12 protein-coding genes and 1 pseudogene are annotated in these 12,198 nt (G+C 66.4%); 1 reads left to right on the forward strand and 12 read right to left on the reverse strand.

The genetic code is table 11. The annotated features are described in order from the left end of the window. Nucleotides 1-59: 59 nt before the first annotated feature. From AABD04_RS00800 to AABD04_RS00835, 8 genes and pseudogenes are all read right to left on the reverse strand, one after another. Complete coding sequence (locus tag AABD04_RS00800) at nt 60-968, reverse strand: LysR family transcriptional regulator (RefSeq protein WP_341439870.1); 909 nt, start codon at nt 966-968, stop codon at nt 60-62. An 18-nt stretch (nt 969-986) separates the two neighbouring features. Then, entirely contained in the window at nt 987-1,838 is an 852-nt protein-coding gene (locus AABD04_RS00805) for a GIY-YIG nuclease family protein (protein ID WP_243595831.1), read from the reverse strand. Continuing rightward, nucleotides 1,822-3,000: a DNA cytosine methyltransferase gene (locus AABD04_RS00810; protein ID WP_341439872.1), complete on the reverse strand. Its 1,179-nt coding sequence runs from the start codon at nt 2,998-3,000 to the stop codon at nt 1,822-1,824. The genes AABD04_RS00805 and AABD04_RS00810 overlap by 17 nt, the downstream gene beginning before the upstream one ends. Nucleotides 3,001-3,044: 44 nt before the next feature. Continuing rightward, nucleotides 3,045-3,998, reverse strand: a complete 954-nt coding sequence (locus AABD04_RS00815; protein ID WP_341439873.1) for a copper resistance D family protein — start codon at nt 3,996-3,998, stop codon at nt 3,045-3,047. 7 nt (nt 3,999-4,005) lie between these two features. Beyond that, nucleotides 4,006-4,542, reverse strand: coding sequence for an MprA protease, GlyGly-CTERM protein-sorting domain-containing form (gene mprA / locus AABD04_RS00820; RefSeq protein ID WP_341439874.1), 537 nt, complete (start codon nt 4,540-4,542; stop codon nt 4,006-4,008). A gap of 5 nt (nt 4,543-4,547) precedes the next feature. Beyond that, a pseudogene (locus AABD04_RS00825) lies at nt 4,548-5,212 on the reverse strand (YcnI family copper-binding membrane protein). A 45-nt stretch (nt 5,213-5,257) separates the two neighbouring features. After that, nucleotides 5,258-5,776, reverse strand: coding sequence for a hypothetical protein (locus AABD04_RS00830; protein ID WP_341439875.1), 519 nt, complete (start codon nt 5,774-5,776; stop codon nt 5,258-5,260). Nucleotides 5,777-5,791: 15 nt separating this feature from the next. Further along, nucleotides 5,792-6,442, reverse strand: a complete 651-nt coding sequence (locus AABD04_RS00835) for a DUF6474 family protein (protein WP_341439876.1) — start codon at nt 6,440-6,442, stop codon at nt 5,792-5,794. A 132-nt stretch (nt 6,443-6,574) separates the two neighbouring features. Between AABD04_RS00835 and AABD04_RS00840 the strand changes: the two genes are divergently transcribed. Further along, nucleotides 6,575-8,188 carry a TM0106 family RecB-like putative nuclease gene (locus AABD04_RS00840; RefSeq protein WP_423228103.1) on the forward strand — a complete coding sequence of 538 codons (1,614 nt, stop codon included), beginning with the start codon at nt 6,575-6,577 and terminating at the stop codon, nt 8,186-8,188. A 40-nt stretch (nt 8,189-8,228) separates the two neighbouring features. On the opposite strand, the gene AABD04_RS00845 is transcribed toward AABD04_RS00840, so the two are convergent. The 4 genes from AABD04_RS00845 to AABD04_RS00860 form a co-directional block, all read right to left on the reverse strand. Further along, complete coding sequence (locus AABD04_RS00845) at nt 8,229-8,996, reverse strand: SDR family NAD(P)-dependent oxidoreductase (RefSeq protein ID WP_243595837.1); 768 nt, start codon at nt 8,994-8,996, stop codon at nt 8,229-8,231. Nucleotides 8,997-9,113: 117 nt separating this feature from the next. Continuing rightward, nucleotides 9,114-9,953 carry a carbohydrate ABC transporter permease gene (locus tag AABD04_RS00850; RefSeq protein ID WP_068045038.1) on the reverse strand — a complete coding sequence of 280 codons (840 nt, stop codon included), beginning with the start codon at nt 9,951-9,953 and terminating at the stop codon, nt 9,114-9,116. Continuing rightward, the gene (locus AABD04_RS00855) at nt 9,950-10,855 is read right to left on the reverse strand and encodes a carbohydrate ABC transporter permease (RefSeq protein WP_341439877.1); all 906 of its coding nucleotides are present in this window, start codon (nt 10,853-10,855) and stop codon (nt 9,950-9,952) included. Before AABD04_RS00855 ends, AABD04_RS00850 begins: the two co-directional genes overlap by 4 nt. Then, complete coding sequence (locus AABD04_RS00860) at nt 10,852-12,147, reverse strand: ABC transporter substrate-binding protein (RefSeq protein ID WP_341439878.1); 1,296 nt, start codon at nt 12,145-12,147, stop codon at nt 10,852-10,854. The genes AABD04_RS00855 and AABD04_RS00860 overlap by 4 nt, the downstream gene beginning before the upstream one ends. Nucleotides 12,148-12,198 lie beyond the last annotated feature (51 nt).

The raw sequence follows: 12,198 nt of genomic DNA on the forward strand, positions 1-12,198 counted from the left end.
CTGCGCGTGACGGATCAGCTCCGGTAGGTAGCGAATTGCCCCTCGCCCATAACTCAGGGTTATGGCTGGGTCTTCGCCGCCACGGTGAGTAGTTCCGCAGCCGGACCACTCGGCGCGCGTCCGGACGGCCAGATCGCCTTCAGCTCACGATGCAGAGTAAGTCCTGGGATCGGTACGCGGACCAGAGTTCCGGCGGCCAACTCGGGGGCGACGGCCAAGGAGCTCAGCACGGCTCCACCGATGCCTGCCCCGACCGCGGACTTGATCGCCGTCGTCGAGGAGACCTCGAGGAGCGGCGACGCCGGTTGTCCGAGACCTGCTGCAGCCAGCGCACTCTCGTAGGCCGATCGCGTTCCCGATCCGGCCTCGCGCATCACCAGTGCGGTGGCGACGATTTCGGTGGCCGACGGCGGAGTGACGGCCCACGGGTGATCCGGTGCCACCACCAGCACCAGTTCGTCGGTGGCAACGGTTCGGTGGTCCAGAGCTGCCGGGACACTGGGACTTTCGATGAAACCGAGGTCGGCGGTGCCCGCGAGTACCTTCTCGGCGACCACCGTCGAGTTACCCGAACTCAGTGCCGGAACGATGTGCGGGACAAGCGTGTGCAGCGTGACCAGCCAGCGCGGCAGAAGGTATTCTGCGACAGTCTGACTCGCGGCAATCTGCACATGGCCGACGCGTTCGGCGTGCAACGTGGCGATGGCCGTCGCCAAGTCCTCGGCGGACCGAACGACCGGCGCGGCCCAACTGGCGACGAGCTCACCGAGTTCGGTCAGCACCGTTCCGCGTGCGCCGCGTGTCAGCAGCGGAGCGCCGACGCGCCGTTCGAGTGCACGAATACGTGCACTGGCCGCCGGCTGCGACATGCCGTGAGCCCGACCGGCTCGCCCGATGCTGCCGAGCTCGGCCACCGACAGCAGCAGATCGATGCTGGTCAGATCGGCAACGTGAGGGGGAAGCGGCACGAGGCGAGCCTACTTTCGTCAGTACTCGCTGAACAGGTCCAGCTCGCCGTCGTCCTCGGGTTCCACATCGGGCTCGTTGTCGGGACTGTCGTCGCTGCGTTCGTGCAGCACCGAACCCACCAGTGCGGTGACGTCGATCGCGGCGGGATCGGGGATGGGGTGCCCCTCGACAAAGGCGAGTCGCTCGGCCGAGAGGTAGGCCAGGCGCACGGCCTGGACCACGAGGACGCGTCGTAGACCCTCGGAGACCTCGCCGCGTTCACGAGTGACTGCGGCCAGCCGTGAGATGGTCTCGGCGCGGCGAGCGATGCGAATGTCGGGATGGCCGCGCTCGCGGCGGGTCTGTTCGGAGATCAGCGACCGACGCAGCGACGCGGGGAGTGCGATGGGCTCCGAGACCGGCGGAATCTTTTCGTTGAGGATCGCCTTGTGCCGCGACCTGTCGATGGCCTCGAGGTACGCCGTGTACTCGTGAGCATTCAGATCTCGCTCGGCTGCACGGAATTGATCTGCGCCGTCGGACTTCTTGAGATCCTCGTACTGCCACAGCGGCCAGATCTCGATCTCGGCGACCTCGAACACGTCGAGCACCCGCATCGCAACGGCGTCGGTTCGCTGGTTGGTCAGATGCCGCTGCACCCGAACGCTGAGCTTCTCCTTGGTCTGCCCCACGTAGATGGGCTCGCCGTCGTAGTCGTAGAACGCGTACACGCCCCACTTGGCCGCCGACCATACCCGACCGTGATCATCCTTCTCGCTCAGCACTTCTCGCAGAGCGGTACGAAAGGACTGCACATCGTCCGCGGGGAGAGTGCTCTTGCGCGGCGCGACGGCAGACGACCGCAGCGAGGACTTACCGTGACTGGACATGCGCTGCAGCAGAATCGAAAGATCCGGTGACCAGTGGCATCAGGTAGTGCTCGGCGAGCCACGCGACCACGGGAACGCACACCGCATCCCCGAAACCGAAGAGCGCCTGGTTGTTTCGCAGGCCGTCGAGTGTGTACTCGCCCGCACCCATCAGGCGAGCGTATTCGAGTGGCGTCATCCAGCGCACCTGCAACCGGCCGTTGCCCATCTTGACCACCGCCTGCTTCGACGAACCGCCGCGGGCAGTACGGAGGCAGCCGGAGATGTCGTCGGGGCGAGCCTCCCAGACGGCGACGCCGTTGCGGGTGCGACGGTAGGCGGTGCGGTAGCTGACCTTGCGGGCCTTCTTCAGAATCTCGATGCGCTGCAACTGGATCGGCGACAACGACTGCACGAACGCCGCGGTACGGGCGGCGTCCCACCATCGCTCGTCGCGGTAGTCCATGCGCTCGACCAGATCCCCCAGGCCGCTGGTCAACGGAATCGGCGGACTCGGCAGTGGTGCCCGATGCGTCAGCAACGTCGAATCGCCGTACACCGCCTGCAACCAATCCGGCCGAAGCTCACTGTTGGGGTCGCGGGCATCCTCGGGCGGATTCTGTGCACCGATCAGAAACAGACGTGGACGCGACTGCGGGACGAAGCGTCGAGCATCGATGGTGAGGACATCCACCGAATAGCCGAGCTCGTTGAGCTCGCGAACCGCTGCGGCCAGATCGTCACCACCGTGGCTGGTCGCCAACCCGACGACGTTCTCGAGCGCCACCACCTGTGGCCGAGCATCACCGAGCTCGGCCAGGACCCGCGTGAAATGCCGGAACGTCGAGGAGTTCTTGCCCGCGAGACCGGCCCGGCCGCCGGCCAGCGACAGATCGGTGCACGGAAACGACGCCCACGCCAACGACAGACCGTCGGGTAGATCGTCTCCACGGGTTCCGGCGACATCACCGAGCTGGAAATGGCCGGCGTCGTCCCCGAAGTGCTGTCGGTACATCTGATGCTTGTCGCGCTCGATGTCGTTGGCCCAACGCACCTCGAAACCGGCCTGCTCCAAGCCCATTCGCACCAAGCCAATACCGGCGAAGAACCTGCGACCGTGTGGATCCGACCGAGCGCAGGTGCCGAAGAACCACCCGGCACCACAGTCAACTTCGGCATTCACTCAGGCTAGTACAGAGTGCCGACAAGGTTTCGGCTACTGCCGGCTCACGCAGTGGTGGCCAACGCCGCAGCCAAGCCGAACGCCACCGTCAGCAGGCAGACGTGCGCGGCCGCCCGCCCCACCGAGTGTTCCACCGTGGATCGGTGTGCGGACACGGTGGGCAACCACGTCCCACGGATCCGGCGAGCGAATGCGATCAGGGCCACGGTGATCAAAACCTTGGCGAGAACGATTCGGCCGTAACCGGTCTCGACCAGGGCAGTGAGGCTGTCCAGCTTCAGGACCGCGTCCAGCACCCCGGTGGTGGCAACCCCGACGACGCACCAGAACGCGACTCGCGAATAGACCGGCAACAGCGTCGCCCATGCCGATTTGCTCCGCAGACTCAGCGCCATCGCTCCCAGTACCCCGAGCCACACCGACGCGCAGACCACGTGCACGGCAACGGCAATGGAGCCGAACGCGAACTGAGACATGTGCCCCGTGATCGGCCGAGCGACCAGGGCCAGCGACGCCAGCACGATCACCGGAATCGGAGACCAGCTCGCACTCAGCCGATACCCGGCCACCCCGATGGCGCACAGCGCGAGGGCCAGGATCACCGTCGCCGTACCCAGTCGACCCACGGAGATTGAGGTGGCGAACGCGGTGAACGCATTCGGCGACAGGGTCAGTGGCGTGCGTCCGGCAGAGTCGGCGGCCGCCACAGTCAGCAGAACGAACTCGGCCACCGCCCACAGCCCCGACAGATAGCCGATCGAACGCCACATCACCTGAGAGTCCACGGCGGGGCGTCGAGATTCGGAATTGCCGTCCAGGACAGCGAGAATGCCGAACCCCAACACCACCGAGCCCGACGCCACCGCGATCACCCGCAGCCACGACGACCCGTCGGGAAAGGTGGGGTATGCCACGGCGAAGGCCGCCGCGACCCCCAGCACGGCCGCGGCTGCGGCGGCGAGTACCAGCCGAACGCTTCTCTCGCCCACCGCAGCCACGTCGGTGCTACTTCCGGTTCTTTGGCTTACGCAGCGCGAATGCCAATGCCCCGGCGAAAGCCAGAACCGCCACTGCGATCAGCGCAATCTGACCGTAGCCGCCGAGGAACGAATTCTCGGACTCCTCGGAGCTTCCCGACGCGTCGGCCGGTGCCCCGGGAGTTCCCGACCCCTCCTGCGTCAGCGTGAACGTCGCGGTACCGCTCACCGGATGGCCGTCGGCCGAGGTGATGCGATACGCGAGGGTGTACTCGCCGATCGGTCCCAGTTCACCGACGTCGACGACGACGCTCTGACCCTCGACGCGGGCGTCGCCCTTCGACCAGATGTTGCCGTCGGGCCCGACGACATTGAGCGTGGCGAACTGCGACTGCGGCACCTCGTTGAACGACACGGACGCCGTTGCCGGAGACGCGTCGAGCGACGAGCCGTCGGCCGGGCTGTACCCGGTGACCTGCGAGTGCGCCGACGCCATCGGTGCGGCGACCAGCAACGTCAGCAGTGCCACCGCCGAGACGATCAGCGCTTTCGTGGAAATGGCCATGGCCCTCACGAGCGCCGCGCCCGTACTGTCGCGCCGATGCCGAGACCTGCGCCGACGGCCCCGAGCACGAGGCCGACGCCGGCGAGCCAGCGGGCGGTGTTGTCGGACGAGGACGTCTCGGCCGACGCCTCGGCGGTTGCGGCTGTGTCGGTGTGGGCGCTGCCGTGTGCATCACCGCTCGACGCGGCGAGAGTCAGAGTGGAGCAGGCAGTTCGGGCTCGCTCCCGTCCTCGGTCACCGGCTCGTCCCAGTTCACGACCTCACCGTCGGTGTAGGTCTGGGTGGCCGGGAACGAGACGGTCTCCTCCTCGGGCAGCGGGCCCGCGGAGAGCAGGAACTGCTGGAACTGGCCGGGGCCGACCTCGGAACCGGGGTTCGCCGTCCACGTCACCGACACCGCCAGATCGGCAGAGTCCTTCTCGACGGTCGACGACCAGCCCGGGATAGGCTGCGTACGAGCAGAATTGAGGCCGGGAAGGGTCACCTTGACCGAACTGGTCGAGGCGGTATCGGACTCGGTGGGGACGCGGAACGTCAGCACCGAGTAGCCGCCCTGCGCGGCGTCGGGAGCGGAGACGGAGACGTGTGCGGACGCAGCGCCTGCGCCGATCAGCATCGCGCCGACGGTGGCTCCCGAGACGAACAGGGCACGGGAAAGAGAGCTCTTCATGGGTTGGGTCATTTCTGTGCAGAGATATGCGGAAAAGGATGTCGGTCAGTAGACCGAGACCGGAGGTCCGCGACGAGAAATGACCCAGTCCAGGGCGGTTCCGTCTACCGAGGGAACCGCGACGGACATGGACACGCGACCGACGGCGGAACCGTCGGGCAGGGGAGTGAGGAGCGCGAGAACCGCTCGGACGATGGAGGTGATCGGGCCGTAGAGGCGTTCGGCCGCGGCGATCATCAGTCCGGCGATCACCGAGGCGGCCGCGTGGAAGGCGATCATCGCGGTGCTGGGAAGCAGAGAGTGGTTGTGCATCTCTGCCGCGCCGAGGCTCAGCGCGATGTGGGCGAGAAGTTGGCCGGCCATCAGCGCCGGGAGCAGCAGAACGGTGGAACGCTCGGGTAGCGCCGTCATGGCACCGATTCCGATGCTGACGACGATCAGCAGGGCCAGGGCGGAACCGTCGGCCCAGCCGCCGCCGGCCATGCCGTGTGCGGCCACCGCGAGCGTCGCGGTGACGATACCGACAGCTCCGCCACGAAGCGGGGCGGCAGAGCTGTCGGTCATCGGTTGTTCAGCAGGTCAGCGCACGCCGAGACGGGCGAGCAGATCGGCTTCGATGCCGTCGAGCTCTGCGGAGATCGCGGCGTGTGCGGTCTTGCGGCGAGCGGGCGGCATCTGCTCGGACGCGCGGACAGCGGTGGTGAGATCGTCCAGACGCTCGCTGATCGCAGCACCGAAACTCTTGGTCTCGGGATCGGAGTGGCGTGCACCGATGGTGCTGAGCGACTTCTCGGCACCGGCGATGCGGGCACTGAGCTTGCCGCCGTGGCCGGTGTATTCGCTGAGCTGATCGGGAGCGATGCCGAGCTGCTGTGCCTTGCGGCTGTCGAGCTGCGCGCGAACGACCGTCGCACCGCGGTACAGAATGGGGGCCAACACCGGAATCAGCAGTCGAGCGATACCGAGGTACTTGCGGATCTGAGCCACGCTCAGCGTTCCCTGCACCGCAGCCTTCTGCTGGGCTTTCAGAGCAGACACCTGCGCTTTCTCGACGTTCTTCTGCGACTTCGCCTCCACCGCGCTGAGCTTGCGCTGCGCCTTGGCGATCGACTTCAACTGCTTGCGCTCGTTCTTCGCGCCGAGCTTCGCTTCCAACGTTGCCTTGTGCTTGAGTGCCTTGGCCTCTGCCTTACGAGTGGCTCGACCCTTACGCTTGCGGAACAAACCCATCGACAAGGCTCCTGACGTGTGCTGCTAGGCGGAAACGGTGCGTTCCACACACCTTATCGGGCGGTGGTGTTCGCAGGCTGACGGGCGGTGATCTGTACCGGCTGTCGGAGGGCTGACCTAGTGTCTAGCAGTGTGAACGGTCAACGAGGTGCGGCAGCCACATCACCGGTGCCCGTGCTGCTCGACGCCGGATCGTTGACGCGGTGTCGGCATCGTCTCTATCTCGACACGGCGTACGGGTCGTTGTTGCGCGGCGAACCCGAGAACCCAGGAGTACGCCAGCGCCGAGAAGCAGCTCAGGCTCACCGGGAGAACGTCCGCGCGCAGTTGGCCGTGGACGATCCGATGCTGTGGATCGAGATCGACGAACCCACTGCCCGCGACGCTGCCGACGCCACCGTCGCCGCCTGCCGAGCCGGAGTGGAACGTATCTGGAACGCGGTACTGCCCCTCGAACGTGACACCGGCCGACGCGGTCGCAGCGAACTGCTCGTCCGCGACGCGGCGGGTGGCTACATCCCGGTGATCGTCGTCAACCACAAGGTCACCGACCCCGGCCGCGGCGCGCGCACCACCCCACTGGACCGGTGGTCTCCATCGATCGACGAGACCCGCAAGGTGCGCAGTCAGTTGCGCGACCAACTCCGGCTCGCTCATCTGTATCGCATGCTGACGCATGAGGGCCTGGCCACGGCCACCCCCGTCGGCGGCGCAGTGGGCTACAAGGGCGAGTGCATGCTGGTGCACGATCTCACCACGGTCCTCGATGAATACGACACCCGCTTCGCAGACCGGCTCTCGGTAGCCCAGGGGGCCGCGTTCACCGTTCCCTCCCAGGTGAGTGAATGTCGTTCGTGTTCGTGGTGGTTCGACTGCAAGCCGCAACTCGAGGCCGTTCGTGACGTCTCGCTGGTCGCCTCCGGGTCCCGCGCCGATGTGCTGCGCAGTGCCGGCGTGCGCACCATCGACGAGTTGGCGCAGTGGACCGGCCCGGCTCCCGAGGAATGGCCCTTCGGAAACTTCGACGACGCCGTGTCCGCGGCGCTGGCCTGGCGAGCCGACGTGCCGTTGCTGCGGCGCTCGGAGACCGTGACGGTGCATCGCGCCGACGTCGAGGTGGACGTGGACATGGAGAGCTATCAGGAACACGGCGCGTATCTGTGGGGCACGCTGCTCACCGAGGCGGGCGGTCCGCCGCCGACGTATCGCGGTTTCGTCACGTGGGATCCGCTGCCGACCGTGGACGAGGGCCGCTCGTTCGCGGTGTTCTGGAACTGGTTGATGGATACCAGGGCAGACGCGGCTGCGCGCGGCAAAACCTTTGCTGCGTACTGCTATTCGCGGCAGGCGGAAGACAAGTGGCTGCTCGATTCGGCTCGCCGTTTCGCCGACGTTCCCGGGGTTCCCACCGAGGCGCAGATTCGCGAGTTCATCGACAGCGAGCAGTGGGTGGACATCTACCAGGCCGTCAGCGATCAGTTCATCTGCCCGAACGGCAAGGGCCTGAAGAAGATTGCGCCGGTCGCGGGTTTCGCCTGGCGTGACGACGAGGCCGGCGGCGAGGCGTCGATGGGCTGGTACCGCGAGGCCGTCGGCTACGACGCGGAGCCCGATCAGACGCAGCGTGAGCGACTGCTCGTCTACAACGAGGACGATGTTCTGGCGACAAAAGTGTTGCGCGAGTGGATGTCCGACCGCGCCGAGAAAGAGATTCCGACGGTGGCGGATCTACGCGCCCGCGCGTGACCCCACCTCGACAGGCGGGGCCACGCGGAGTGGTCGGTGATTAACGCGGTGCCATGCGGATCGCGCCGTCCATGCGGATGGTCTCGCCGTTGAGGTAATCGTGCTCGGCGATCATCTGGACCAGCTGCGCGTACTCGGTGGGCTGCGCCAGACGCGAGGGGAACGGCACCGACGCCTCGAGGCCCTGGCGGTATTCCTCGGTGACGCCGGCCAGCATCGGGGTGTCGACGATGCCGGGGGCGATGGTGTTGACGCGGATGCCGACCTGCGCGAGGTCGCGAGCAGCGGTGATGGTCATCGCGTGCACGCCGCCCTTGGAGGCGGTGTAGGCGATCTGCCCGATCTGTCCCTCGAACGCCGCGACCGACGCGGTGTTGATGACGACGCCGCGCTGGCCTGCGTCGTCGACGGTGGCCTGCGACTGCATCCGATTCGCGGCCAGTCGCATCACGTTGAACGTGCCGAGGAGGTTGATGGTGATGACGGTGCGGAACAGCTCGAGATCGTGCGGTCCCTTCTTGGACAGGATGCGGCCCGCCCAGCCGACGCCTGCACAGTTGACGACGATGCGCAGCGGCACACCGGATGCGACGATCGTGTCCAGTGCGGCCTCGACCTCGGCTTCGCTGGTGACGTCCGCGGGGAGCAGTGTCACCCCGGCCGGGACGCTGTCCCCGGCGCGCTCGATGGACTGCGGCAGATCCAGGCCGAAGACGGTGACGCCCGCGGCGGCCAGACGTGCGGCCGTTGCGGCACCGAGGCCCGATGCCCCGCCGGTGACAAGTGCTGCTGTTCCTGAAATTTCCACGTCGTACGATCCCCTTCGCTCACGGTGGCGGGCCGCGGCACAGGCTGCGACCTCCTAGTCGCTTGCACCATAACCGGCGGGACACCTCACCCACCCTCAGGCGCCCTGGAGGGAGGCCTACTTGATCCCGCTGCGCGCGAATCCGGCGATGAAGTATTTCTGGAAGAACAGAAACAGCAACGCCATCGGCACGACGTTGATCAGCGCGAACGCCATCGTGGCACCGTAGTCGCTGTTCGCCTGGCCCTGCAGGTACAGCAGTCCGATGGGCAACGTGAACAGTTCGTTCTCTCGCAGTGCGATCAACGGCCACGCGAAGTCGTTCCACGATTGCAGCAGGCTCATGAATGCGAGTACGGCGATCAGCGGTCCCGACAGCGGCAGCACGACCCGTCGGAAGATCTGCCAGTGACCGGCACCGTCCAGACGCGCCGCCTCGAGCAGCTCACGCGGAATGCCGAGCATGAATTGGCGTGCGAGGAACAGCCCGAACGCCGATGCCGAACTCGGCAGGATCACCGCCCAGTACGTGCCGTACAGGCCGAGCCCGACGACGATGCGGAACAACGCCACCATGATCACCTGCACCGGCAGCACCAACGTCGCCAGCGCGATGAAGAACAACGGCGTCGAGAACCGGAACTTCAAGTGCGCGAACGCATATCCCGCGAGCAGACTCGTCACCACGGTGATGATCGTGACCACGACGGCAATGGCGATCGAATTTCCCAGCCACGTCGCGACCGGGAACGAGTCGAACACGCGGGTGACGTTCTCCCACGTCACCTGACGTGGCCACAGCCGCAGCTCGCCGCCGCCGAGCAACTCCCCGCGAGTCGAGAACGCCACGGCCAGCATCCAATACAGGGGCGCGACGGTGATCAGGCCGATGACGGCGATGATCACGGTGCGCAGCACCAGTGCGCGACGAGCGGACGCGTTTCTGGGCCCGCTCATTCGACCAGATCCTTCGTTCGGCTCGCGCGCCACTGCGCGGCGGCGAACGTGAGGGCGAACAGGAACAGCACCATCCCGATCGATGCTGCATAGCCCTGATCTCGGGTGACGAAGCCCGTCTCGTAGGCGTACGTGACCAGTACCGACGTCGCCCCGCCCGGTCCGCCGCCGGTGAGAACGAAGACCAGATCGAACACCTGGAACGAGTAGATGACATTGAGCACCAGCAGGAAGAACGACGTCGGACCCAGCAGTGGCACCGTCACGTTGCGGAAGCGTTGGAATGCGTTCGCGCCGTCCAGCCGGGCTGCCTCGTACAGGTCGGGACCGAGGCCTTGAAGGCCGGCCAGGTAGATCAGCATGTTCAACCCGGTGCGCCACCACACGGTGGCGATGACGATCGACGCGAAAGCCGGCCCGGGAGAGGACTGCCAATCGATAGCAGGTAGCCCGAGGAAACCGATCAGGTTGTTGAGCACGCCCGAGTTCTGGTCGAACACCAAAATGCCGATCAGGCCGGTCGCGACGCCCGAGACCGCCATCGGCAGGATCACGAGCGATCGCCACAGCGGACGGGCGGGTAACGCGGAATTGAGCAGTACCGCGGCGATGAGACCGAACAGCATCGACAGCGGAGTGACCAACGCGGTGAACAGCAGCGTGTTGATCAGCGCCCGCCTGAACAGCGGATCCTCCACCAGGCGTGCGTAATTGGCCGCCCCGACGAACTCGCCGGCACCGAATCCGTCGGTCTGCTGCAGGCTGACGACGAACGCGGCGACGAGGGGAACGAGCACGAAGACGGCCAACAGTGCATAGCTGGGGGCCAGAAATCCGGCGGCCGCGAATGCTTCTTTCCTGGCACCGGCGCGCTTGGTCTTCGCTCGTACTACAGCCGTCATGCGCCGGTGACCCCGGCGATGCCGCTCTGCAACGCGGAGACGGTGGCGGCGGAATCCTGGGAACCCGCGAAGGCGAGATCGAGCTGCTCCTTCAGAACCGGAATGATCGCCGACATCGACGGTGACGCCACCTGAGCTGCATCCTGCGGCTGCACCGTGGTCGCCTGCGCCGCGAAGATCGGGGCCAGCTCCGACCGGATGTCGAACTCGAGGTCGGAGTTGAGCAGGTCGGTGCGCGTCGGCAGCAGCGACGCGGCCCTGCAGAAGTTGCGCATCTGCTCCTGCTGGGTGACGAACTCGAGGAACGACGCCGCCAGCTCCGGCTGTGAGGTCTGCGACGTCGCCACGAGTGCGTTGCCGCCGAAGTCGCCGCCGCCCCGGCGATCTCGCGGCGCGTAGGTGGCGGTCCAGTCGAAACTGGCCGTGGCTTCGGCGTCGGGCAATTGGAACGCACCCGACCACACCATCGCCACCGATTGCGAGAACCACGCCTCGCTGGCGTAGCTCGACGACGCGATGGTGTTGTTGGCCGGCACGTAGCCCTTCGAGAAGAACGACGACGAGAAGTCGACGGCGCGGCGGGCCTCGTCGGAGTCGATCAGTGGCGTCTTCTGGTCCTCGGCCAGGAACGCACCGCCGGCTTGGAACAACAGGCTCAGCCAGCGGGTGACACCGTTGCCCTGCCAGTTGTAGGCCCACGGATACTTGTCGGCCGGCAGCGAGGAACGCAGCCGATCGCCGATCGACGCCAGCTCGTCCCACGTCCAGGCGTCGTCCAGAGTTGTCGGAACCGAGTCGATACCGGCCTGCGACAACAGGTTTCGATTCACCAGAATCGCCGAGGTGTCGGTGTGGTGCGGCAGGCCGTAGGGGATTCCGCCGTTCTGCACGGCAGCCCACGCTGTCGGCGTGAACTGATCCCGCGTGTCCGACGCCAACAGCGGCGACAGATCCAGCAGTTGGCCGCGGCCGGCGTACGCGCCGAACGTGTAGTACGGAACGCGGAAGATGTCGGGCGGATTGCCCGCCTGGAGCTGGGCGTCGATGTTGGTGAACATCTGCTCGTACGGCACTGCGTTGAGAGTGATCGTCGACCCGGGATTGGCCGCCTCGAACGCGCTGATCGAGTCCCGGAAGCCGGCCAACTCGGCATCGGTACCCCACGTGGTGAACGTCAGCGTGCCCTCGGTCTGTTGCGACGGGCTGGACTTCACGAAGCCGCACCCCGCCAACAGCAACGGCACTGCGGCAGCACCGGATCCGATCAGAAACGAGCGACGATCGAGTGCCATTGAAGATCTCCGTTCACCGGCTGCAGCTGTACAGACCGACTGGTCCGCCGC

The sequence above is a fragment of the Rhodococcoides navarretei genome (genome assembly GCF_038069675.1).
GTDB classification, from domain to species: domain Bacteria; phylum Actinomycetota; class Actinomycetes; order Mycobacteriales; family Mycobacteriaceae; genus Rhodococcoides; species Rhodococcoides navarretei.

Coding starts and splice junctions, on each gene's coding strand:
- AABD04_RS00805 (WP_243595831.1), bottom strand. CDS start 1,838: ATGTCCAGTCACGGTAAGTCCTCGCTGCGGTCGTCTGCCGTCGCGCCG.
- mprA (WP_341439874.1), bottom strand. CDS start 4,542: ATGGCCATTTCCACGAAAGCGCTGATCGTCTCGGCGGTGGCACTGCTG.
- AABD04_RS00855 (WP_341439877.1), bottom strand. CDS start 10,855: ATGACGGCTGTAGTACGAGCGAAGACCAAGCGCGCCGGTGCCAGGAAA.
- AABD04_RS00850 (WP_068045038.1), bottom strand. CDS start 9,953: ATGAGCGGGCCCAGAAACGCGTCCGCTCGTCGCGCACTGGTGCTGCGC.
- AABD04_RS00860 (WP_341439878.1), bottom strand. CDS start 12,147: ATGGCACTCGATCGTCGCTCGTTTCTGATCGGATCCGGTGCTGCCGCA.
- AABD04_RS00835 (WP_341439876.1), bottom strand. CDS start 6,442: ATGGGTTTGTTCCGCAAGCGTAAGGGTCGAGCCACTCGTAAGGCAGAG.
- AABD04_RS00830 (WP_341439875.1), bottom strand. CDS start 5,776: ATGACCGACAGCTCTGCCGCCCCGCTTCGTGGCGGAGCTGTCGGTATC.